Origin of the sequence: Brachyspira pilosicoli (genome assembly GCF_019402445.1) — a bacterium.
In the GTDB taxonomy this organism is placed as follows: Bacteria; Spirochaetota; Brachyspiria; order Brachyspirales; family Brachyspiraceae; genus Brachyspira; species Brachyspira pilosicoli_B.
In genome coordinates this window covers 1-23,019 of sequence record NZ_SRZM01000101.1, presented here as the reverse complement: position 1 = coordinate 23,019, position 23,019 = coordinate 1, and the positions used below count along the sequence as shown (strand labels likewise).

At 27.3% G+C, this 23,019-nt stretch carries 21 protein-coding genes; 17 read left to right on the top strand and 4 right to left on the bottom strand.

Going from position 1 to position 23,019, the window contains the following annotated elements:
- Positions 1-314: 314 nt before the first annotated feature.
- Together E6A48_RS04170 and E6A48_RS04165 are read right to left on the bottom strand one after the other, a co-directional pair.
- Complete coding sequence (locus tag E6A48_RS04170) at positions 315-923, bottom strand: hypothetical protein (protein WP_219708798.1); 609 nt, start codon at positions 921-923, stop codon at positions 315-317.
- Positions 924-1,012: 89 nt separating this feature from the next.
- Entirely contained in the window at positions 1,013-2,353 is a 1,341-nt protein-coding gene (locus E6A48_RS04165; protein ID WP_219708797.1) for a CoA-disulfide reductase, read from the bottom strand.
- 139 nt (positions 2,354-2,492) lie between these two features.
- On the opposite strand from E6A48_RS04165, the gene E6A48_RS04160 reads away from it, so the two are divergent.
- The 5 genes from E6A48_RS04160 (at position 2,493) to pnp (ending at position 7,248) form a co-directional block, all read left to right on the top strand.
- Positions 2,493-2,873 carry an STAS domain-containing protein gene (locus E6A48_RS04160; protein WP_219708796.1) on the top strand — a complete coding sequence of 127 codons (381 nt, stop codon included), beginning with the start codon at positions 2,493-2,495 and terminating at the stop codon, positions 2,871-2,873.
- Between the two features lie 48 nt (positions 2,874-2,921).
- On the top strand, positions 2,922-3,869 hold the full coding sequence (locus tag E6A48_RS04155; protein WP_219708795.1) for a hypothetical protein: 948 nt from the start codon (positions 2,922-2,924) through the stop codon (positions 3,867-3,869).
- A 4-nt stretch (positions 3,870-3,873) separates the two neighbouring features.
- A complete protein-coding gene (locus E6A48_RS04150) occupies positions 3,874-4,803 on the top strand; it encodes a bifunctional riboflavin kinase/FAD synthetase (protein WP_219708794.1) in 930 nt (309 codons plus the stop codon).
- Positions 4,776-5,045, top strand: a complete 270-nt coding sequence (gene rpsO / locus E6A48_RS04145; RefSeq protein WP_013244557.1) for a 30S ribosomal protein S15 — start codon at positions 4,776-4,778, stop codon at positions 5,043-5,045. The genes E6A48_RS04150 and rpsO overlap by 28 nt, the downstream gene beginning before the upstream one ends.
- A gap of 61 nt (positions 5,046-5,106) precedes the next feature.
- Complete coding sequence (gene pnp, locus E6A48_RS04140; protein ID WP_219708793.1) at positions 5,107-7,248, top strand: polyribonucleotide nucleotidyltransferase; 2,142 nt, start codon at positions 5,107-5,109, stop codon at positions 7,246-7,248.
- A 419-nt stretch (positions 7,249-7,667) separates the two neighbouring features.
- Here pnp and E6A48_RS04135 read toward each other — a convergent pair whose 3' ends face one another.
- Together E6A48_RS04135 and E6A48_RS04130 are read right to left on the bottom strand one after the other, a co-directional pair.
- Positions 7,668-7,934 (bottom strand): HPr family phosphocarrier protein, encoded by a 267-nt coding sequence (locus E6A48_RS04135; protein ID WP_219708792.1) that lies wholly within the window; start codon positions 7,932-7,934, stop codon positions 7,668-7,670.
- Positions 7,935-9,803, bottom strand: a complete 1,869-nt coding sequence (locus E6A48_RS04130; RefSeq protein ID WP_219708791.1) for a BglG family transcription antiterminator — start codon at positions 9,801-9,803, stop codon at positions 7,935-7,937.
- Between the two features lie 177 nt (positions 9,804-9,980).
- Here E6A48_RS04130 and E6A48_RS04125 point away from each other — a divergent pair, with 177 nt between their 5' ends.
- The 12 genes from E6A48_RS04125 to E6A48_RS04070 all read left to right on the top strand — a co-directional run bounded on the left by E6A48_RS04125 (position 9,981) and on the right by E6A48_RS04070 (position 22,878).
- Positions 9,981-10,289, top strand: coding sequence for a PTS sugar transporter subunit IIB (locus E6A48_RS04125; protein ID WP_219708790.1), 309 nt, complete (start codon positions 9,981-9,983; stop codon positions 10,287-10,289).
- A gap of 42 nt (positions 10,290-10,331) precedes the next feature.
- Positions 10,332-11,414: a DUF871 domain-containing protein gene (locus E6A48_RS04120; protein ID WP_219708789.1), complete on the top strand. Its 1,083-nt coding sequence runs from the start codon at positions 10,332-10,334 to the stop codon at positions 11,412-11,414.
- A gap of 43 nt (positions 11,415-11,457) precedes the next feature.
- Positions 11,458-12,795 carry a PTS cellobiose transporter subunit IIC gene (gene celB, locus E6A48_RS04115; protein WP_219708788.1) on the top strand — a complete coding sequence of 446 codons (1,338 nt, stop codon included), beginning with the start codon at positions 11,458-11,460 and terminating at the stop codon, positions 12,793-12,795.
- A gap of 34 nt (positions 12,796-12,829) precedes the next feature.
- Positions 12,830-14,167 carry a PTS cellobiose transporter subunit IIC gene (celB, locus tag E6A48_RS04110; RefSeq protein ID WP_219708787.1) on the top strand — a complete coding sequence of 446 codons (1,338 nt, stop codon included), beginning with the start codon at positions 12,830-12,832 and terminating at the stop codon, positions 14,165-14,167.
- A 21-nt stretch (positions 14,168-14,188) separates the two neighbouring features.
- The gene (locus tag E6A48_RS04105) at positions 14,189-15,574 is read left to right on the top strand and encodes a glycoside hydrolase family 1 protein (protein WP_219708786.1); all 1,386 of its coding nucleotides are present in this window, start codon (positions 14,189-14,191) and stop codon (positions 15,572-15,574) included.
- 19 nt (positions 15,575-15,593) lie between these two features.
- Positions 15,594-16,925, top strand: a complete 1,332-nt coding sequence (locus tag E6A48_RS04100; protein ID WP_219708785.1) for a 6-phospho-beta-glucosidase — start codon at positions 15,594-15,596, stop codon at positions 16,923-16,925.
- Positions 16,926-16,943: 18 nt separating this feature from the next.
- On the top strand, positions 16,944-17,264 hold the full coding sequence (locus E6A48_RS04095; RefSeq protein WP_219708784.1) for a PTS lactose/cellobiose transporter subunit IIA: 321 nt from the start codon (positions 16,944-16,946) through the stop codon (positions 17,262-17,264).
- An 86-nt stretch (positions 17,265-17,350) separates the two neighbouring features.
- Positions 17,351-18,364, top strand: coding sequence for an alpha-hydroxy-acid oxidizing protein (locus E6A48_RS04090; RefSeq protein ID WP_219708782.1), 1,014 nt, complete (start codon positions 17,351-17,353; stop codon positions 18,362-18,364).
- A 341-nt stretch (positions 18,365-18,705) separates the two neighbouring features.
- Entirely contained in the window at positions 18,706-19,023 is a 318-nt protein-coding gene (gene trxA, locus E6A48_RS04085; RefSeq protein WP_013244569.1) for a thioredoxin, read from the top strand.
- 118 nt (positions 19,024-19,141) lie between these two features.
- Positions 19,142-20,773, top strand: coding sequence for a hypothetical protein (locus E6A48_RS04080; RefSeq protein ID WP_219708780.1), 1,632 nt, complete (start codon positions 19,142-19,144; stop codon positions 20,771-20,773).
- 22 nt (positions 20,774-20,795) lie between these two features.
- On the top strand, positions 20,796-22,334 hold the full coding sequence (locus tag E6A48_RS04075; protein WP_219708778.1) for an NAD(P)H-hydrate dehydratase: 1,539 nt from the start codon (positions 20,796-20,798) through the stop codon (positions 22,332-22,334).
- A 1-nt stretch (position 22,335) separates the two neighbouring features.
- Positions 22,336-22,878: a hypothetical protein gene (locus E6A48_RS04070; RefSeq protein ID WP_219708776.1), complete on the top strand. Its 543-nt coding sequence runs from the start codon at positions 22,336-22,338 to the stop codon at positions 22,876-22,878.
- Positions 22,879-23,019: the final 141 nt, after the last annotated feature.

The following is a 23,019-nucleotide window of genomic DNA, read 5'->3' as shown; positions in this document are numbered from 1 at the left end:
TATATGTTGGAATATGTATTAATATAAAATAATATATGATTTTGGATATGCTTAAAAGCTAGTTTTTTTTAATGCAGTTCTTTTGGTTCTTTTATACCAATAAAAGAACTGGGGGGTGTAACCCTATGGGCACGCTTCGCAGGGGGCAAAGCCCTGAAAATAAAAAAAATTAGCACACACACCATTGAGGCAAATCACAAAGCGCACGCAGAATATTACTTTAAAACATAGTAAATCTAAAATAATAAACCAAATTTTTAAACGGAATTTTGTCTACCGTGCGGTTAATATTTTAAATTATTTTAGATTAATTATTAATAAGTATTTGCTGAACCTTGAATTTCCTCAAGCTTGTTAATGGCATCTCTAAACATAGTAAAATTGCTTTGCCAGTTGCTTGTTGCTGTTGGAGATATTGCTATGTCTTCGTAGGTGTTTTCATTGAAATTATTAATAAAGTTAAATCTTATATTTGATATACTTTTTGTAGTGAAGTTGTCAAACTCATTATCATCATTAAATTTATATTTCACTTCTATATCATAATATTTTAAATTACCCATTGTAAATGGATTATACACTGTTTTTTGTATGTTTGTTAATTCTAAAGTGCTTCCATCGTCAAACATAAATATTATAGGTGTTGAGCTTGCTACTTGAAAATAGTATGGATATCTATATCTAAACTCTAATGTTAAAGTTCTTCCGTATCTTTTAAAAAATCTAAAACTATTTTCACGCATATATTTTTGAGTGTTTTTCCAAGAGGTGAATATATTTATCTTTGATGTGAGTTTATCTCTTTCTGTGATATATGCTCTGTTTTTTAATATGTCATACATTATGCTATTAGTGTCCATATTGTTTTGAGCAGATAGCATTAGAGAGCTAAACATTATAAAGATCAATATATACCTATACATAAAAAACTCCAATTTTAAACATTATAACTCCATATAATAAAACGGAATTATAATATTTAAAATTGAATGTAAACACCTAATTTTTTATATTATTTAGCAGCATTACCAACAACATTTAAAGAATCCCAAGTGCGTGCAAAAGGCGGAGCATAGCATAAATCAAGCATACCCAATTCATCAACAGTAAGCCCAGCATGTATACAAGCAGCTATTACATCGCTTCTAAGTACAGCACCTCTTTTTCCAGCAATCTGACCTCCTAATATTTTTCTGTCTTCCGCAGAATATACTAATTTTATATGCAAATCCTGATAATCTGGATAATAATGTGTATGGTCAATATCTTTTACTGTAACAGTTTTATAATTAATATTTCTTTTTTTAGCTTCTTCTTCTGTAATACCGGTTCTTGCCATCTCCAAATCAAAACAAAGTATGCAAGCACTTCCTAAGCTTCCAATAAACTTTTCATTTCCTCCAATTAAATTAGAAGCAACCATTCTTCCAAGCTTATTAGCTCCAGTGGCTAAAGCAGCATAGCTTGTATCATTTAATACTCTGTCATATATTCCAGCACAATCCCCCGCAGCATATATAGAATCAATACTAGTCTTTCCTTCTCTATCAACAAATATAGCACCATTTTCCATTAATTTTATTCCAGCCTCTTTAGCCAAATCACTATTAGGTGTAACTCCAATAGCAACAACAACATAATCAGCATCATATTTACCTTTGTCTGTAACAACTGCTTTAACATTATTATTGCTGTCTGCTTCTAATGATAAAACTTTTTCGTTTAGGTTTAAATCAATATGTGCTTTTATATTTTCAACAACTAAATCAGAAAACTCTTTATCAAATTTAGCTCCAAATACCCTATCAGAACGCTGTATTATTCTCACATTTTTGCCAAGATGCTTTATATTATGTGCAGCCTCTATAGCTATAAAACCAGCACCAAGCACTACTACATTCTTTATCTTCTCATCTTTCATTTTTTCTTTCATATTAAGAGCATCTGTAAACTCTTTAAGTGTAGATACATTTCCAATATTAATATTTTCTATTTTTGGTATTATAGATTTTGCTCCAGTAGCTATAAGCAAAGTATCATAACTGTCTTCAAACTCTTTATTATTCTCTAAATCTTTTACTACTACTTTTTTGTTATTAGCATCAATTTTTAATACTTCATGTTTTACTTTTAAATCTATTCCAGATTTTATAGTAGCCTCAGCAGTTCTTGCAATCATAGTATTGGAATTGTCAAAGAAACCTCCAACATAATACGGCATACCGCAAGCTCCCCAAGATACATATTCAGTTTTTTCATAAACTGTTATAACAGCATCTTTATCTAATCTTCTTGCCTTTGCAGCAGCACTCATTCCAGCTGCAACGCCTCCTATAATAATGATTTTTTTCATAAATAATAAACTCCGTTAATAAAAATAAATCTACATTTAAAGTATAATAGATAATACTTATTTGTCAATTAAATGTTAATAGCAATATTATTTTATGAATTTTTGTTGACAAAAGATAAAAAGTTGTTATCATATAAATATGATTGATTGTTCATTTGAAATTAATTATCTCATAAAAGAAGATTCTGTAATGGTATTATATCTAAAAAAGAATATATGCTTAGAATCTCTTCCTAAAATAAAAGATATAATGTTGGAATATCTATCTAAAGGTATTAATAATATAATACTTAATCTTTGTGAATGTTCTTTTATTGAAAGGGACATATGGAATTATTTTATAGATTTAAAAAAAGAACTTAATAATGAATGTTACGGTGATATTGTGCTTGCCAATATGAATGGAATTGTTCAGTTAGATTATGATTTAATGGAGCTTTCTAATTCAATAGAATCATTTGAGAGCTTAAATGATGCTTTTTACAATTTTGGAATATTTAATCATACTAAATCTGCTTAAATGTTTTTTATGCTTGAATTTTTGTCTTTATAGTATAATATATATGTTATGAAAGTTGCGAAGAATTTATTTACGGCATTTATATTTTTTATAATATTTTTTTGTATTTATTTATTTAGGTATTTAGAAAACTTTTTATATGGTTTTAATATAAGTGTTTTAAAAAATTTTTGCATAAGTAATATTTTTTCTATATTATTTATATCTTTTTTATCTAGCTCTATATTTATAGGTGTATTTAATAAAAAAAGTCATATATTAAATATTATTACTATAATTATATTTACTATAATAGCTTTAATATATCCGTCTTACATAATATTTTTTAATGCTAATTTTAATGATACAGAATATGCTGATAAATATATTGTGAAAGATTCAAATTATTTATATAAGATAGACAATTATTTGATAAAAGCTGCTCCTACTAATGATGCTTATGCTAATTCTATATTAATAGATACTGTATATTCTAATAAACTATATTTTGCTGATAATATGATTGTTACAAAAAATGAAGTTATTATGAATAATGTTGTAGAAATAAATAGTAATGATGTTGTAAATAAAAATTTAGTTTCTTTAAGCAGAAAAAATATTTATGGTTATATATCTGGTATTGTAGAAGATGTGGTATTTGGTTTTGATATGTCATCTTATTTAAATAGATTATTAAAATATATTAGTGTTAATGATATATCTGTATTTTTTGTATCTATTTTATATATTGCTTTATTTTTATTATTGTTATCAGTTTATATGATTAGCAGTTCTTTATCGTTTTCTAAGTTTGTATATCATAATATGCTTTTAGGATTTATTATTTATATAATGCTTGGGATAGTATTTTTCTTTGTTAGATTTAAATATAGTTTTTTAATAGATAATTATATTAATTTTAGTATATTTTTATGTATTTTTTCTTTATTAATTATAATATTATCTTTAGTTATAAATATTATATTGATGCGTAATAATAGGAGAATGGAAGAATAATATAATGAATCAAGTTGTTATTAATGATTTTTGTAAGATAGATATAAAGAAAAATAGTGTAGTTACAATAGGTAAATTTGACGGTGTTCATAAGGGGCATCAAAAGCTTATTAAATATACTGTTAATATGGCTAAAAAATATAACTTATTATCTGTTGTTATGATAATAAAAAAGAAGAATGTATCTATATATCATATGGAAGAGAACATATCTTTTATCAAAGCTTTAGGTGTTAATTATATAATAGTTATTGACTTTTTACCAGAATTTTATACAATGGAGGCTAAAGAGTTCTTTAATAGGTTAATAGAATATTATAAGATGAAGCGAATTGTTATTGGAGAAGACTTTGCTTTTGGTAAGGATAGAGTTGGGGATATTGATTTTCTAAAGAGATATGCCTTAGAAAAAGACGTTAATGTAAATATAGTCAATTTTCTTAATCATTGCGGAGATAAGGTATCTAGCAGTAATATAAGAGATTGTTTATCTAATGGCGAAGTGGATAATGTTTCTAAGATGCTTGGCAGAAATTATAGTATGAGCGGCATTATAATACATGGTAATGCTTTGGGCAGAAAGATTGGTTATCCTACTGCTAATTTAGAATTAGATGAGAATATATTTGTTCCTAAGATGGGAGTTTATAGCTCTTTAGTAAAAATAGGAAACAGTGCTAAATTGTATAAAGCTCTAACATTTATAGGTGTAAGCAATATTAATAAAGAACTTAGAGTAGAAAGCCATATATTAGATTTTTCTAAAATGATATATGGTAAAAAAATAACAGTTATATTTCTTAAATATATTAGAGATAATATTAAAGTTAACTCTATAGAAGAAGTGAAATCATTATTAGAAAAAGATGAATACAATGTAAGAAAATATTTCAAAAGGAGAAAAAAATGTCTATTACAGCAGACGAAAAACTAAAAATTATTAAAGAATTTGGAAAGAACGAAAAAGATACAGGTTCAGCAGAAGTACAAATAGCTCTTTTAACTAATCGTATAACTTATTTAAAAGGACATTTCCAAGAGCACACAAAAGATAATCATTCAAGAATGGGACTTCTTAAAATGGTAGCTAAAAGAAGAAAACTTCTTAATTATTTAAGAAGAACTGACCTTGAGGCTTATAAAAATCTTATACAGAAATTAAAAATAAGAAAATAATAGTGCTTGATAATAGTGAATAGTTAATACTGTCTATGGTATTTTGTAATAAGGAGAATATATGGTAACAGTTAAGAGTGTATTTTGCGGAGAAGAATTAATTTTAGAGACAGGACTTTTAGCAAAACAAGCACATGGTTCAGTAACTTTAAGATTAGGAAATACTACTATTTTAGCTACAGTTGTTGCGGCAAAAGAGCCTAATTTAGAATCAGACTTTTTCCCGCTTACTGTAAATTATAATGAAAAATATTATGCAGGCGGTAAAATTCCTGGAGGTTTCTTCAAAAGAGAAGCTAAACCTAGAGATAAAGAGATACTTATTTCCCGTATAATAGATAGACCTTTAAGACCGCTTTTCCCTGAAGGTTTTAGAAATGAGGTGCAAATTATTCCTACAGTGCTTTCTGTAGATACTGATATGCCTACAGATGCTTTAGCTTTAATAGCTTCATCTGCAGCACTCACCATTTCTTGGATACCTTTTGGAGGACCTGTGGCAGCTGTGAGGATAGGGTACAAAAATGGTGAATATATTATTAATCCTAAAAACAGTGAGCTTCTTTCTAGTGAATTAGATATAATTGTCGCTGGAAGTAAAGATGCTATACTTATGATTGAAGGTGAGGCTAGAGAGGTTTCTGAGGAAGTATTTATTGGTGCTATAGAGTTAGCTCATAAAGAGATGCAGAAATATATTGATATGCAAAACGAAATGGCAGCTCTTTGCGGTACTCAAAAAATAGAACAGGAATTATTTGAGTATGATGCTGAATTAGTAAAAATGGTTACTGAATATGGAAGAGAAAAAATAGAAGCTGCTAATTATAATCCTGATAAAGCTAAAAGAAATGAAAGTATGGATAATGCTTTTAATGAAGTAGAAGAGTATATTAAAACAAAAATAGAAGATGAAAAATTAATATCTCAAGTTAAAGGCATTTGTCATTCTATAGAAGAAGAAATTGTAAGAGAGGCTATAGTAGAGAAGGGAATGCGTCCAGACGGAAGAGCATTAGATGAGATTCGTCCTATAAGCACAATGACTAATCTTATTCCTAGAGTTCATGGTTCTGCTTTATTTACTAGAGGACAAACTCAATGTTTATCTATAGTTACATTAGGAAGTGAGAAAGATGCTCAATTAATGGACGACATATATGGAAAAGAAAATAAAACTTTCATGCTTCATTATAATTTCCCTCCATTTTCTGTTGGAGAGGTTGGAAGATACGGCTCTCCTGGAAGAAGAGAAATTGGACATGGTAATTTAGCAGAGCGTTCTTTTAATGCTGTGCTTCCTCCAAAAGAGAAATTCCCATATACTATAAGAGTAGTTGCCGAGATATTAGAAAGTAATGGTTCTTCATCAATGGCTACAATTTGTGCTTCTACTATGTCGCTTCTTTCTGCTGGTGTTCCTCTTAATGCTAGTGTTGCTGGTATTGCTATGGGACTTGCTACTTATAAAGACGGATATAAAGTGCTTACAGATATACAGGGTGTTGAAGACCATTTGGGTGATATGGACTTTAAAGTTGCTGGAACACGTAAAGGTATCACTGCTTTCCAGCTTGATATTAAACTTACTGGTATATCTACTCAAATATTAAAAGAGGCTTTAGAACAGGCTAAAAAGGCAAGATATTTTATACTTGATAAGATTGAAGCTACTATATCTAACCCTAATGAAATTTCAGACTTTGCTCCTAAATATAAAACTATGGATGTAAACCCTGAGAAAATTAGAGTATTGATTGGACCTGGAGGAAAAAATATAAAAGCTATCATTGAAGAGACTGGAAGTGATGTTGAGATACAAGACAGCGGCGTAATTAATATATTTGCTCCAGATACTCCTACTTTAGATAAAACTATTAGCCTTATAAACTCTTATGTTAAAGACCCTGAAGTTGGCGAAATTTATGACGGTGTTGTAAAAGACATTAAAGACTTTGGTGCTTTTGTTGAAATATTGCCAGGTGTTGAGGGGCTTTGTCATATATCTGAGCTTGCTTATAAACATGTTATGAATGTTGAAGAAGTTTTAAAGATTGGCGATGAAGTAAAAGTAAAAATCATAGATGTTAAAGGTGGAAAATACTCTTTAAGCAGAAAAGCTTTACTTGAAAAACCTGCTGATTATGTTGAAGAAGAAAATAACAACAATAAAAGAAAACATGACAGGAAAAAGAGATTTTAATCTTTTAGATTTGTGAATATAGTAAGAGGTTATTATTTAATAATAGCCTCTTCTTGTTTTATATATTATTAACTATTTTATTATTCTTGTGTTGCGTATTTAATAAAAAGTTTTTATGTTTTTATTATTTTCGGGGACTAGCCCCTTGCGAAGCACACACCGTGCAGCACCCCCAGTTCTTTTGCCGACGCTCTGCGTGCCTGCGGCAAGGCACCTACTCGGTATTGGTATAAAAGAAGCAAAAGAACGGCATTTTTATTATAAATTTCATAATTTAATTGTACATCAAAATGCACTCCCCCGCACGACTAAGAAGTTATAATTGAAGCATAGCATTACCGTGCGGCAAGGTGGTACAGCTCGTACGCGGGAAAAAGTTGAATAAAATAATTATATGACAAAATATAGTTAAATATATATTAGAAATTCGTTTTGAAAAAATTTAAGATATTTTCTTTGGCTTTATTTTCTTTTGATTTACTCTCCCCTTTTATGTTGATAACAACTTCATCTCCAACTTTTAAGCCTAATTGCATTATGCCTATTATTTTTTTTATATCTTTTGATGTATTATCTTTTATTATATTAACATCACATTCACTGTCTTTTGCTATTTTGGCAAGTTCGCTTAAAGGTCTTGCATGTATATTATTTGTATTGTTAATAGTATATTTAAAACTTTCCATTTATTCTCCCGAAGAATTTTTTAATAAATACATTAGATTTTCAAAACTTTTATTTTCTAGCAGCTTTATTACGTTTTTTTCATTTAATAAAAAGTCAACTGTATATTGATAAAACTTCTGTAAATTATCATCTTTTTTATTTGAGATAGAAATTAAAAATACAACCTGAACATTATTTTTATACCATATAATAGGCTTTTCCAATATAGCAACAAATACGAAAGTTTCATCAGTTACAATTTCAAAAGGATGCGGAATTGCAACAAGGTTTCCAAAATCTGTTTCTGACAAGCTTTCTCTTTTCATTACCAAATCATAAAAATTATCTGGTATATTAATATGTTTTTTTATATTTTTACATATGTTTTTTATAATCTCTTCTCTGCTATTTCCTGTTATATTTGTAGAGAATAATCGTTTATTATAATAATTATTTAAAAAATCATTTTCAGATAAATCCAACACATTTTTTACTTTTATAATATCATTTGTTTCTAAGAATAATCCTATATGAACAATAGGAACAGGCACTTGAAAAACTATAGGTACTGTAGAAAATATATAATCTACTTTAGAAAAATCAAATTCTTTGAGCATTATTAAATCTGTAGTATAAATATTTTCTATATAATCAGAAAACTCTTTTTTATATTTATGCATAAGAAGTTTTGAAGTAGTTTTTCCGCTTCCGCATACTATTAAAATATTAATTTTCTTTTTCTCTTCACTATTTTCTTCTAAGGCTATTTGAAATAATAATGCCAAAAAACCAATTTCATCATCAGATATTTCTTTATTATAATATGTTTTAAGCACAGTGTTAGCTTCTGATGCTATTAAGTATGCTAGAGAATAATTAGTTTTTATATCGCTAAGCATTGGATTTTTTTGTAAAACATTATATCTTATTCTTATATCAAGCGGTATCATATGATGGTTAAGCAAAAGTCTTAAGTTTAAATTATCTTTTAAATCTATTTTTAAATTATTGTATATTAAATCGAGCATATCCTGAACTACATTATCAAATTTGTTTTGTATAATATAATTTTCACTATTTATTAATAAACTTTTTGATGCTATATGAATTGCTATAAAAATTATTTCTGTATCATTTAATTTAATATTTAATTCTTTTTCTAATACATTTGCTAATTTTTTTGCTAGTGTAAATTCCTCTTTTTTTACATCTTTTAATATATCATCATTATAATCATCTATATTTTTATTTTCTTTTATTCTCTCTATTGATACAGAAATATATAATATAAAATTTTCTAAATTTATTTCAGATAATTTTATGTCATTTTTCTTTATAAAATTAATTACTATATTTTCTATAGTTTTATTTATATATTTTTTATCGTATATTTGCTGTTTTAAATAATAGTCTATTATGCAATTTCTAATATCAAATTCTTTACCAATTAATTTAATACCATAATTTGGTTTACGTTCTATTTTTAAGTTATAATATCTAATATTATCTTCTATGATTTTTAATGTATTTGTAAGAGTTGTTTTTGATATATCTAATGCATTTATAAGATTATCAGATTTTACATATGCATTATTATTGTTAATAAGATGTTCAAATATATATTTTAATCTATATTCAAAATCATTAAATATATGTGCATTAAAGTTTATATTTGCTATATCTTTATGATTATCACATTCTAAAATATATCCATATCTTGCTTTAGATACTACTTTAATTCCTGTATTTTCTAATTCTTTATTCAATTCTGATATTTTTAGCCTAACAGTTTTTTCACTTATTTGCAATTGTTTTGCTAGCATTTCTGCTGTGATATATGATTCATTAGAGATAATGGATAATAGTTCTTTTATGTATTTACTTTTCATAATTAATATAAACTTATAATGATATTTATATTATATATCATTATTAAAAAATAATATACAAGATAAAAATGTAATATACAAAAAATTACCAGATTAAAGTAGAAATTTTATTGTTTGAGTTATTGATATAAAGTGTTATCTTTATAATATAAAAATTAAAAAAAGAGGTAAATATATATGACTAAAATTTTATTATTATGTTCAGCAGGAATGTCTACAAGTATGGTTGTAAAAAAAATGAAAGAATCTGCTGCAAAGAGAAATATTGAAGTAGAAATAGAAGCAGTAAGTACTGCTAGATTTAATGAGCTTTTAGACAGCTATGATGTATTTTTACTTGGACCGCAAGTAAAATTCCAACTTAAAGAATTCCAAGCAAAAGCTAAAGAAAAAAATAAACCATTAGATGTTATAGATTTTAGAGATTATGGCACTATGAATGGAGAGAAGATATTAGATTTCGCTTTAAACTTGAAAGTTCAATAAATAATAAAAAAATAATTTAATTAATTTATTAGGATATAGTTTATGAGAGAGTTAGGCATTTCTATTTATCCATTTCATTCAAAAATGGAAGATAATAAATCTTATATAGACTTAGCTTCTAAATATGGATTTACTAGATGTTTTATGTGCTTATTATCGGTTGAGCATTCTAAAGAAGAGATTATAAAAGAGTTTTCTGAGATTATAAATTATGCAAGAGAAAGAAAAATAAAAACTACTTTAGATATTTCTCCAGCAGTATTTAAATCTTTAGATATATCTTATGATAATTTAGAGTTTTTTCATAAATTAGGAGCTTGGGGAATAAGGCTAGATTTAGGTTTTAGCGGAAATGAAGAGAGTTTAATGACTTATAATGATTATGATTTAAAAATAGAGCTTAATATGAGTAATTCTACTTCATATATAGATACTATAATGAATTATTATCCTAATAAAGAAAATCTAATAGGCTGTTATAATTTTTATCCTCATGCTTATAGCGGATTAGATAAAAAACTATTTATTGAAAGCATGAATCGTTTTAAAAAGCATTCAATAAAATCATCAGCCTTTATTAATGCAAAAGAGGCTAGTTTTGGACCTTGGCCTGTAGATGATGGTATATGTACTTTAGAAGAGCATAGAAATCTGCCTATAGAAATACAGGCTATGGAGTTATTTTTCTTAGGGGTAGATGCTGTATTTATTGCTAATTGTTATGCTAATGAAGAGTCTTTTAAAAAACTTCAAAGTTTAGATAAAAGACTCATAACATTAAAGGCTAAATTACTATATAGTATTCCAGAGATAGAGAAAAAAATTGTACTTGAAGAACTTCATCAAAACAGAGCTGATGCAAGCGAGTATTTTATTAGGTCATCAAATCCTAGAGTAAAATATAAAGGACATAATTTTAAGTTATTTAATGCTGCTGCGGATATTAAAAGAGGAGATATACTTATTGATTCTTCAGAATATGGTAGTTATGCTGGAGAATTACAAATAGCATTAAAAGATATAAAAAACACTGGAAGAACAAATGTTGTTGGAAGAGTTGATGAAGAGTATTTGTTTTTATTAGATTATATAAATATGGCTCAAAGATTTAAAATAACAGAATAATTTTTTTATAATAATAAGGATATATAATTATTGGAGATTGATAATGAATGATAAATTAATGACTTTTATAGAAAATAAAATTTTACCTATAGCTGGTAAAATAGCAAGCAACAGATATTTAAATGCAATAAGAGATGGATTTGTTTTTGCTATGCCATTTTTAATTGTAGGTTCATTTATACTTTTAATATTAAACCTTCCTTTTACTGACAAAAATAACTTTTTATATATGGAATGGTATGATAATTTGATGAAAGCTTTTAAGGGTGATTTAGTTCAGCCTTTTTATGTAAGTATGGGTATAATGTCATTGTTTGTAGCTTATGGAATAGGCTATTCATTGTCTGGGCATTATAATCTTAACTCTATAACAGGCGGATTTTTGTCATTATTTAGTTTTTTACTTGTATCTGCAAAAGTTGAGTATGTGCCTATAGTGGAAGCTGTAGCAAAATCATTTTTAGTTGATGCTGATAGTTATATACCTGTAATGGACGTAAGATTTATGGACGCTAAAGGATTATTTGTAGCTATTATATTTGGAATAATTTCTATAGAGATATTTAGATTTTTGGTTCATAAAAAATTAATTATCACACTTCCAGAATCTGTTCCTCCTGCTATAGCTAAATCATTTGAGCTTTTAATACCTGTAGCAGTTGTAATAGTATTGTTTCAAGCATTAAATATCATTATACAAAAGAAACTAATTATGATGATACCTGAACTTGTAATGAAAATATTTGAACCATTACTTCATGTATCTGACTCTTTACCTTCTATAATAATATTATTATTGGTTATACATATATTATGGTTTGCAGGTTTACATGGCACTAATATAGTTGATGCTATAGTAAAAGCAATTACTTTATCAAACTTAGCAATAAACCAAGCAGCATTACAAGCGGGAGAGCCTGTAACAAAAATATTTGCTGGCGGTTTCTTTGATTCTTATGTATTTATGGGTGGTGTTGGTACAACTTTAGGTTTAGCAATAGCAATGGTTAGAAGTAAAAATGAACATATAAAATCTATTGGTAAATTGTCAATAGTTCCTGCAGTGTTTAATATTAATGAGCCAATAATGTTTGGTGCTCCAGTGGTAATGAACCCTGTGTTAATGATTCCATTTATAGCTCTTCCTATAATCAATGCTACTATAGCTTGGATATTTACTAAATTAAATATTATAGGTCATATTGTATCATTAGTGCCTTGGACTACTCCTGGTCCGCTTGCAGCATTGCTTGCTACTAATTTGAATTTTGGTTCTATGATATTAAGTTTAGTTTTAATATTTACTTCATATTTAGCTTATATACCTTTTCTTAAAGCTTATGAAATATCTTTAGAAAAAGAAGAATTAGCTAATAAATAAAATTATAATATCATTAATAAAATGGAGTATAAAAATGAATGATAAAATAATGCATTTTATAGAAGAGAAAGTACTTCCTATAGCTGGAAAAGTTGCTAGCAATAGATATTTAAATGCAATAAGAGATGGTTTTGTATTTGCTGTACCATTTTTAATTGTGGGTTCATTTATACTTTTAATATTAAACTTACCTCTTACTGATAAAAATAACTTTTTATATTTAGAATGGTATACCAATTTAATGGCAAAATACAAAGCAGATTTAATGCAGCCTTTTAATGTGAGTATGGGTATAATGTGTATGTTTATAGTTTATGGAATAGGCTATTCATTGTCTGGACATTATAATCTTAATTCTATAACAGGCGGATTCTTATCATTATTTGGTTTTTTACTTGTATCTGCAAAGGTTGAGTATGTTCCTATAGTAGAAAAAGTATCAAAATCATTTTTAGTAGCTCCTGATACTTCTATACCTGTAATGGACGTAAGATTTATGGACGCTAAAGGGTTATTTGTAGCTATTATATTTGGAATAATTTCTATAGAGATATTTAGATTTTTGGTTCATAAGAAATTAATTATCACACTTCCAGAATCTGTTCCTCCTGCTATAGCTAAGTCATTTGAGCTTTTAATACCTGTAGCAGTAGTTATAGTTTTATTTCAAACAATTAATCTTATAATACAAAAAAGTTTATTATTAATGCTTCCTGATTTATTTATGAAAATATTTGAACCATTACTTCATATATCAGATTCTCTCCCATCAATAATATTAATACTATTTTTGGTGCATTTATTATGGTTTGCTGGACTTCATGGTACTAATATACTTGGAGCTATAATTTCTTCTATAAGCTTATCAAATTTGGCATTTAATCAAAGTGCATTACAGGCAGGAGAAGAAATCACTAAAATATGGGCTGGAAGTTTCTTTGATTTATATGCACTTATAGGAGGAGTAGGAACAACATTAGGTTTAGCAATAGCAATGGTTAGAAGTAAGAATGAACATATAAAATCCATTGGTAAATTGGCATTGGTACCATCAATATTTAATATCAATGAACCTATTATGTTTGGTACACCAGTAGTAATGAATCCATTATTAATGATACCTTTTATATTTATACCTATTATCAATATAACAATAGCTTATATACTAACAAAATTAAATATTGTAGGTCATGTTGTTACTTTAGTGCCTTGGACAACTCCTGCACCTTTAGGAGCATTGCTTGCTACTAATTTAAACTTTGGAGCTATGATATTAAGTTTAATTTTTATATTTACTTCTTATTTAATGTATAAACCATTTTTAAAGGCTTATGAAATATCTTTAGAAAAGGAAGAGGCAAATAATAAATAAATTAATGAGGTTTTTTATAATATGAAACAATACAGATTTAAAGATAATTTTTTATTTGGAAGCTCTACATCAGGACCTCAGAGCGAAGGTTTTTATGATAAAGCTAATAAAAGTATATGGGATTATTGGTTTGAAATAGCACCAGAGAAATTCCATAATAAAGTAGGACCAGTATATACATCTAATTTCTTTAGAGATTATAAAGAAGATATAAAATTAATTAAAGAAACAGGACATAATGTTTTTAGAACTTCAATACAATGGAGCAGAATAATAAAAGATTTTAACACTCTTGAGTTAGATGAAAAAGCAGTTGAGTTTTATAATAATGTTATAGATGAGCTTATAAAAAATGATATAGAGCCTATAATGTGCTTATACCATTTTGATATGCCTTTAAAACTTCAAGAGATTGGAGGATTTGAAAATAGAGAAGTTGTTGAACTTTATGCTAAATATGCTTCTAAGATGTTTGAACTATATGGAGATAAAGTAAAAAAATGGTTTACATTCAATGAGCCTATAGTTGTTGCTGAGGGAGGATATTTGTATAATTTCCATTATCCTGAAGTTATATCATTTAAAAGGGCTATTCAAGTAGCTTATAATATGAACTTGGCTAGTGCAAAGGCTGTAAAAGTATTTAAAGAATCTGGAAAAACTGGAGATATAGGAATAATATTAAATTTAACTCCTTCTTACCCAAGAGATGAAAAAAATAAAGAAGATTTAAAAGCTTCACATATATGCGATTTATTATTTAATAGAAGTTTCTTAGACCCTGCTACTAAAGGAGAGTTTCCAGAAGATTTAGTAAAATTTGTAAAAGAAAATAACCTTACTCCTATATGCAAAGAAGGCGACAAAGAAATATTAAAAGAAAATACTATAACTTTACTTGGAATAAATTATTATCAGCCTAGGAGAGTTAAAGCAAGAGAAACCAAATTTGAATCAGACACTTTAATGCCAGAACACTTCTTTGAGCCTTATGAAATGCCTAATAGACTTATGAATCCATACAGAGGCTGGGAAATATATTATAAAGGTATTTACGATATAGCAAAAAATATTCAAGATAATTATTCTAATATGAGATGGTTAATTACAGAAAATGGAATGGGTGTTGAAAATGAAGAGAGATTTATAAAAGATGGCATTGTAGAAGATGATTATAGAATAGAGTTTGTAACAGAGCATTTAAAATGGCTTCATAAAGCAATAGAAGAGGGTTCTAATTGTCTTGGCTATTTAATGTGGACACCTATAGACTGTTGGTCTTGGCTTAATTCTTATAAAAATAGATATGGATTTATTCGCTTAGATTTAGAAACAGGAAAGAAAACAATAAAGAAATCAGGTCGTTGGTTTAGAGAGTTTGTAAAAAATAAAGGCTTTGAGGCTTAATAAAATTAGAGGTATAAATATGTCAAATAAATTAAAAATAGCTACTATTGGAGGGGCTTCTTCATATACCCCTGAAATTATAGAAGGTTTTATAAAAAGATACAATAAATTACCAGTAGATGAACTTTGGCTCGTTGACATAGAGCCTTCTAAAGAGAGATTGGAAATAGTAGGAAATCTTTCAAAAAGAATGGTAGAAAAAGCAGGACTAAAAGATAAGTTCAAAATATTCACAACTTTAGACAGAAGAGAAGCTATAAAAGATGCTAGTTTTGTAACTACTCAATTAAGAGTTGGTTTATTAGATGCTAGAATAAGAGATGAGAGAATACCATTAAGTTATGGAATGATAGGTCAAGAAACTAATGGTGCAGGTGGATTTGCTAAGGCATTAAGAACTATACCTGTTATACTTGATATTTGTAAAGACATAAAAGAATTATCTCCAAATGCTTGGCTTGTTAATTTTACTAATCCTACTGGAATAATAACAGAGGCTGTATTAAAATATTCTCCAGAAACAAAAATGATAGGTCTTTGCAATGTACCTGTAAACATGAAAAAAAGTGTAGCAGAAATATTAAATGTTTCTGATGAAGAGATTAGTTTTGTTGCTGGCGGATTAAATCATTTCTTATGGGGAAGAGAGGTAATATACAAGGGGGTCGATAGAACTCAGGAAGTTTTAGAAAAATATTTAGATGGTTTTGAAAATGGTCCTGCTAATATTAATACTGAAATAGCTTGGATAAAAGAACAGGTGCTTGATACAAAAATGATACCTTGTCCTTATCATAGATATTACTATCTTACTGATGAAATGCTTAGAGAAGAATTAGCAGAGTTTAGAGATGGTAAAGGCACAAGGGGAGAACAGGTAAAAGCAATAGAGAAGAAATTATTTGAGATATATAAAAATCCAGATTTAAATACTAAGCCTGAAGAATTAAATAACAGAGGTGGAAAATATTATTCTGATTCTGCATGTGAGCTTATAAGTTCATTATACAACAATGCTGGAACAGAGATGATAATATCAACAAAAAATAATGGTACTATTGATTGTTTACCAAATGACTGTGCTGTTGAAATTACAGTTAATGTTTATAAAGATGAATTAAAACCACATAAGCAAAAACCTTTCCCTATTGAAGTGAGAGGATTATTACAACTTATGAAGAACTTTGAGGAATTAACTGTAGAAGCAGCTGTTCATGGAGATTATGGTAAGGCACTTCAAGCATTAACTGTTAATCCATTGGTTGTAAGCGGAAGAGTTGCTAAAACTATACTCGATGAAATAATAAAACAAAATAAAGACTATTTACCACAATTTTATAAAAATAAATAATATAATATGGAGTTTAATATGACTGAAGAACAAGAAAAGTTTATGGAAGAGAATGTATTTCCTATTATTAGTTTGGCAGGAGAAAGTAAGGGTTTAGCTTATGAGGCTTTAAGACTTGCTAAAGAAAAAAAGTTCGATGAGGCAGCCGAAAGAATGAAAGAAGCTGATGAAATAATGTTAAAATCTCATGAGTTCCAAACTAATTTAATAAGTAGAGAAGCAGATGGCGAGAAAATAGAAATTACAATGCTTTTTGTACATGCTCAAGACCATTTAATGACAGCTATGAGTGAAAAAAATCTTATAAAAGAAATGATAGATATATTAAAACAAAAATAATTTTTTTAATTGAAAAACTATTTTATTTATTTTTTTGTTCAATATTATATAATTATAAGATACAGTTTTAATTAAAGGAATTTTTTATGACATATAAAGATATTATAGAAGTTGCAAAAGACTGCATGGGTTTTTGTAAGGCTTGTGCTATATGTAATGGTAAAGTATGCAGAGATTGTATGCCTGGACCTGGTGCTAAGGGGATAGGAGATGTTGCTATTAGAAATTATGATAAATGGAGAGAGATAAGACTTAATATGGATACTATAGCATCAAATGAAGATGTTGATACTTCTTTTGAGCTATTTGGTAAAAAATTTAAGTATCCTATATTTGCTGGTCCTGTTGGTGCGGTTAAGCTTCATTATGGAAATAAATATGAAGAAGAAGAGTATAATGATATATTGGTAAAATCTTGTGCTAATGCAGGTATTGCTGCTTTTACTGGGGACGGAACTAACCCTAATGTAATGATAGCTGCTACTACTATGATAAAAAAACAAAATGGTATAGGCATTCCTACTGTAAAACCTTGGAATATAGATGTTATAAAAGAGAAAATGAAACTCGTTGCAGATTCTAATGCTTTTGCTGTTGCTATGGATGTTGATGCTGCGGGTCTTCCTTTTTTGAAAAATCTTACACCAAAGGCAGGAAGTAAAACGGTTGATGAATTAAGGCAAATAAAAGAGATTGCTAACAGACCATTTATAATAAAGGGAATAATGACAGCTAAAGGAGCTAAAAAGGCAGTTGATGCTGGAGCTGATGCTATAATAGTATCAAATCATGGAGGACGCGTACTTGACCAGTGTCCTTCTACTGCTGAAGTTTTGCCTGAGATAGTTGATGCTGTTAAAGGAAAAATAAAAATATTAGTAGACGGTGGTATTAGAAGCGGTGCTGATATATTAAAGGCTCTTGCTATTGGTGCTGATGGGGTTGTTATCGCTAGAACTTTTGTTATAGCTGTTTATGGTGGGGCAGAAGAAGGAGTTGAATCATATGTTGCTCAATTAGGTGCTGAACTTGAAGATGCTATGACTATGTGTGGTGTTCATAGCTTAAAAGAAATAAGCAGAGATATTATAAGATTTTAATTTTTTATTTTTATAGACCAATATTTAAACTCAATATTAAAGGGTAATTAAACTTCTCTTTATATTGAGTTTATTTTTTATTGTTAAACTATTTTCTAATTGTATTTTATGTAATTTTAGTCTAATTTTATGCATTGATTTTATTTATTCATTATTTATTTATAATGTGTATTACATATTTTTTAATATATTAATATGGTGTAATAATATTTTAAATTGTATATAAATATGTAGTTATGTTAATTTATTTTTTAAAATTAACATAATTCTATTGACATTTATTAAAATTATGTTTAGATTATACAAACATTAAATAATATCACTAACGAGGGGATTATAATATGTCAGTACAAGAATTAAAATCAGATAATTTTGAAAGTGCTATATCATCAGATAAAGCAACTTTGGTAGATTTTTTTGCAGAGTGGTGCGGACCTTGCAAAATGCAAACTCCTGTTTTGCATAAGGTTGCAGATGCTAATTCTGATAAAATGAATTTTGCTGCTGTTAACGTTGATGAAGCAGAAGAGATAGCAGCTAAATATGGTGTTCAATCTATACCTACTCTTATGGTTTTCAAAAATGGAGAAATTGTTAAGAGAGCTGAAGGAATGAAAAACGAGGCTCAATTAAAAGAGTGGCTTCAAGAATATCTATAAAAATAAATCAAATAAATAAAAAATTGAAAAGCCTGATTTTTTTATAAAATTATAGAATTAGGCTTTTTTTTATTTTAAATTAATATATAATTTTATTATGTTTATTTAAGGGGTAGTTATGTTCAGCACAAATGCTATATTAATTGATAGATTGTCTTCAAGATTAAGAACCACAAAAACTGAAATCAATAAACTCATTAATGAATTATTTTCTAGTATTACTCCATATGTTCTAAACAATAAAGTTTTTTATATGTATGAGTTAGGATATATATATTTAGATAAAAATTATAATATTATATTTAGAAGTGCTGATATATCCTTTGATGCTTCTTTGAATACTATAACAGAAAAATATGATACAGTTAAAAATAGAGCTATTAAAAAGAAGCTATATGAAATGATTTTTGAAAATATAAGACATTTAGTTGATAATGGAGAAAAGGTATATATAGAAAACTTTGGTACTTTTTTTCATGATGATGGATATGTAAACTTTGAAGAAGATAGGGCTTTAGTTTATTTAGTTGAAATGAAGATTCAAAATATAAAAAATAAATATTTGGGCTACAATAAACTAGTAGATAAATTATGCTCTACTAGAAAAGATTTAGATAGAAATTTTGTTAAAGATGAAATTAATAATTTATTTGAAAATATTAGTGCTTTGGTGTTAGAGAAGAAAATATTTTTTATGTATGAAGTTGGAAATATATTTCTTGATAAGAATTATAACATAGCTTTTAGAAGTGCTGATATGGGGTTTGATGCTTCACTTTACAGCATTATAGCTAAGATTGATGATGTTAATGAGAGATTGGAGAAGAAGAAATTTTTTGAGGCTGTATTTGAAAATATTAGACATTTAGTTGATCATAATGAAAGTATTTATATAGATAATTTTGGTACTTTTTTCTACAATAAAGGATATATTAGTTTTAATGCTGATGCCGTTTTTGTTAATAGAGTTGATAATAAATTCTTTAATGAAAAAGCTGCTCTTAGTAATGAAAGTAAATTAGAAATGAAAGATTATAGCAAAGATGAATTACTAGATATAGCTAATATTTCTGATAAAGAAATAAAATCTAATAAACAAAAAAAAGAAACTAAAAATAATTTTATTTTATTAAAAATAGTAGCAGTAATAGTTATAATTGTTGCTGTTATAATGATGATTGCTTTGAATGTTAATAATAATGGGAGTAATAATGTAGATAATGAGAAATTATATAATATAGTAAACGGATATTTTACAAATGTAAAAACAGCTAGTTTATCTTACACTGTATCAAACAACATGTATTATTGGGATATAGCTAAAGAGATTTATGGAAATTCTACCTATTGGCCTATAATATCTGTTTATAATAAATATAATATAATAACTCCAATAAAAAAGGGAAGCAGAATAACTTATAAATTACTACCAAGATTTTGTGATGTAAATGATTTAAGAGCTTTTGAAAATGTTTTATCAAAATCTTTTATTAAAGTTTATCCTATTTTACAAGACGGAAAAAAATATAATCATGCTATGTGGTCATTAAAATTGGCTGCTTATTACGATATAAGAGTTTTTAAAGATAATACTAATTCAATATCTAATGAAACATATACAAAAATATTATCACAACATTCTGGATTTAATGATTTATTGTATAAAATGAGCAGATATAATAAAGTTACTAAAAATCCTGTATCTTCATTTGTAGAGATAATTAAAGATAATACAAAATATAGAAAATAATATAAAAAATAAGGATATCTAAATGAAGGTAGTAACAACAGAAGAGCTAATAAATATAGATAAAAAAACAACAGAAAAAATTCCTTCTATACTTTTGATGGAGCATGTAGCTTTAGATATATTTAATTTATTAGAAGAGAGATATTCTGAAACGCTTAATAATCATTTTGTGCATATATTCTCATCTGTTGGAGGCAATGGAGGAGATGGTTTTGCTGTTGCGAGATATTTAATAAAAAACGGATATAATGTAAATGTTTATATTACCGGTAATTTAGATAAGGTTAATAAAGATACTTACGCTAATTTCAATATATTAAAATCAATGAATGTTGAAATAAAGTATTTGGGAAGTGAAGAGAATGTTTATGAAGCTATTGATTTGATAGATGAAAATGATATAGTTTTGGATTCATTATTTGGCACAGGCGGAAGAAGACCTTTAGGCGGTATACAAAAACTTTTAGTTGATAGTTTAAATGATTTAAATATTATAAGAATAGCTATAGATATACCTTCTGGATTATATTCAAAGATTGATGATAGTTCTAATAGTTGTTTTAAGGCAGATGAAACTTATACTGTATGTTTTGCTAAAGACATTATGTTTTTATATAACACTAGAGAGTATATTGGAGACTTATTTATAATCAAATCAATATTTCCAGATAATATATTAAATGAAGCTCCTTATATTGCTAATTTAATAGATTATGATGAAAATATAGAGATAGAAAGAAATGCTTTTTATTCTAAGAGGGAGCAGGGTAGGCTTGCCATAGTATGCGGAAGCTATGAATATACAGGAGCTTGCATACTATCAGCAAAGGCGGCTTACAGAAGTGGGGTAGGATATATTAGGCTTTATGTTCCTAAGGCAATATTAGAAACTGTGAGAAATGCTGTAATGATAGATATGCCTGAGATAGTTGTTATAGGTGTTGGCGAATATGATAATAAATATTTTACAGCAGATGATTTATATATTGCAGATGATATAAATAAAAGTGACGCTTGTATAATAGGCTCTGGTATAGGCAGAGATATGTCTACAGAGGTTTTTATTAATTCTATAGTAAAAAGAATTAATATTCCTACAGTTGTTGATGCTGATGCTTTATACTTAATGTTTCAAAGTACTTTATCAGAATTGGGTAATAACTTTTTACTTACTCCACATATTTATGAGTTTGAAAAGCTTATGGGTATTAATCATATAGAAGCTTTAACTAATCCTTATAATGCATTACAAAGGTTTAGAGAAATTACTAAGGCAAATATAATATTAAAAGATGCTGTAAGTTTTTTGATGAATGATGATGATATATATATAAATTATAATCCTACAGTTTCTATGGGTAAAGCAGGAATGGGAGATGTATTAGCTGGTTTTGTAGGAGCTTTTTTAGCAAGAAAATTACAAATGCTTGAAGCTTCAAAGTTAGCATTAATATTGCAATCAAAAAGTTTTTTAGAGGCTAGCAAAAAATTAGGTAACGATTCTGTTCAGGCAAAAGATGTTGCTCATTTTCAATCAAAAATATTAAAGAGGATGATGTAAATTGGCTAGAGAGGTATATGACCCAAAAAAACCAGAATTAGAGTTTTATAATGTTAAACCGCCGCACACTCCAAAAATGCCTAAAATACCAAGAACTTCGAATGTATTTTCTAAAAGATGGTTTATGCTTCTTTATGGAGGATTTCTCACTATTGTAGTAGTACTTTTCTTTGCAAATAGGGCTGGACTGTTTGATAATATAGAGTTTTTTAGAAAGTTTAGAGCTCCTATTAGTAGTAAAATTAATAATATAGATTCTAGTAACAATGAAGTTGTAGTAGCTACTATAGAAGTTAATAATTTTAAATATACTAATTCTAATACAATAGAAGAACTAAAAGCAAGTGTGTCATTGTATAATAATAAAAAACTCATCTTTACAGGTAATGATAAGTTTTATAATGTAATGTTTCCAGTAGGGCAGAGAATTGGTTTTAGAATGCCTTTTGATAAGAATTATTGGAAAAAAGCAGATAGAATGCTAATCGTTTTAGATATAGATAATAATTTTATTCATAGCAATTTTGTGAGAATAAGAAGATAGCAATTTTTAGTTTGTACTGAAAAATTGTCAAGTCTATAAGATATTAGTTTTTAGCTTAAAATGTTGTTATTATCCTATAGTATTAAATATTCCAAATAATAAAGCTAAAGTACTTGCACTTTTTGCAACTTTGACGAAGTC

What these genes read in the sequence shown, in the direction of transcription:
- E6A48_RS04170 (WP_219708798.1), bottom strand. Translation starts at nt 923, where the DNA reads ATGTATAGGTATATATTGATCTTTATAATGTTTAGCTCTCTAATGCTA.
- E6A48_RS04165 (WP_219708797.1), bottom strand. Translation starts at nt 2,353, where the DNA reads ATGAAAAAAATCATTATTATAGGAGGCGTTGCAGCTGGAATGAGTGCT.
- E6A48_RS04160 (WP_219708796.1), top strand. Translation starts at nt 2,493, where the DNA reads ATGATTGATTGTTCATTTGAAATTAATTATCTCATAAAAGAAGATTCT.
- E6A48_RS04155 (WP_219708795.1), top strand. Translation starts at nt 2,922, where the DNA reads ATGAAAGTTGCGAAGAATTTATTTACGGCATTTATATTTTTTATAATA.
- E6A48_RS04150 (WP_219708794.1), top strand. Translation starts at nt 3,874, where the DNA reads ATGAATCAAGTTGTTATTAATGATTTTTGTAAGATAGATATAAAGAAA.
- rpsO (WP_013244557.1), top strand. Translation starts at nt 4,776, where the DNA reads ATGTCTATTACAGCAGACGAAAAACTAAAAATTATTAAAGAATTTGGA.
- pnp (WP_219708793.1), top strand. Translation starts at nt 5,107, where the DNA reads ATGGTAACAGTTAAGAGTGTATTTTGCGGAGAAGAATTAATTTTAGAG.
- E6A48_RS04135 (WP_219708792.1), bottom strand. Translation starts at nt 7,934, where the DNA reads ATGGAAAGTTTTAAATATACTATTAACAATACAAATAATATACATGCA.
- E6A48_RS04130 (WP_219708791.1), bottom strand. Translation starts at nt 9,803, where the DNA reads ATGAAAAGTAAATACATAAAAGAACTATTATCCATTATCTCTAATGAA.
- E6A48_RS04125 (WP_219708790.1), top strand. Translation starts at nt 9,981, where the DNA reads ATGACTAAAATTTTATTATTATGTTCAGCAGGAATGTCTACAAGTATG.
- E6A48_RS04120 (WP_219708789.1), top strand. Translation starts at nt 10,332, where the DNA reads ATGAGAGAGTTAGGCATTTCTATTTATCCATTTCATTCAAAAATGGAA.
- celB (WP_219708788.1), top strand. Translation starts at nt 11,458, where the DNA reads ATGAATGATAAATTAATGACTTTTATAGAAAATAAAATTTTACCTATA.
- celB (WP_219708787.1), top strand. Translation starts at nt 12,830, where the DNA reads ATGAATGATAAAATAATGCATTTTATAGAAGAGAAAGTACTTCCTATA.
- E6A48_RS04105 (WP_219708786.1), top strand. Translation starts at nt 14,189, where the DNA reads ATGAAACAATACAGATTTAAAGATAATTTTTTATTTGGAAGCTCTACA.
- E6A48_RS04100 (WP_219708785.1), top strand. Translation starts at nt 15,594, where the DNA reads ATGTCAAATAAATTAAAAATAGCTACTATTGGAGGGGCTTCTTCATAT.
- E6A48_RS04095 (WP_219708784.1), top strand. Translation starts at nt 16,944, where the DNA reads ATGACTGAAGAACAAGAAAAGTTTATGGAAGAGAATGTATTTCCTATT.
- E6A48_RS04090 (WP_219708782.1), top strand. Translation starts at nt 17,351, where the DNA reads ATGACATATAAAGATATTATAGAAGTTGCAAAAGACTGCATGGGTTTT.
- trxA (WP_013244569.1), top strand. Translation starts at nt 18,706, where the DNA reads ATGTCAGTACAAGAATTAAAATCAGATAATTTTGAAAGTGCTATATCA.
- E6A48_RS04080 (WP_219708780.1), top strand. Translation starts at nt 19,142, where the DNA reads ATGTTCAGCACAAATGCTATATTAATTGATAGATTGTCTTCAAGATTA.
- E6A48_RS04075 (WP_219708778.1), top strand. Translation starts at nt 20,796, where the DNA reads ATGAAGGTAGTAACAACAGAAGAGCTAATAAATATAGATAAAAAAACA.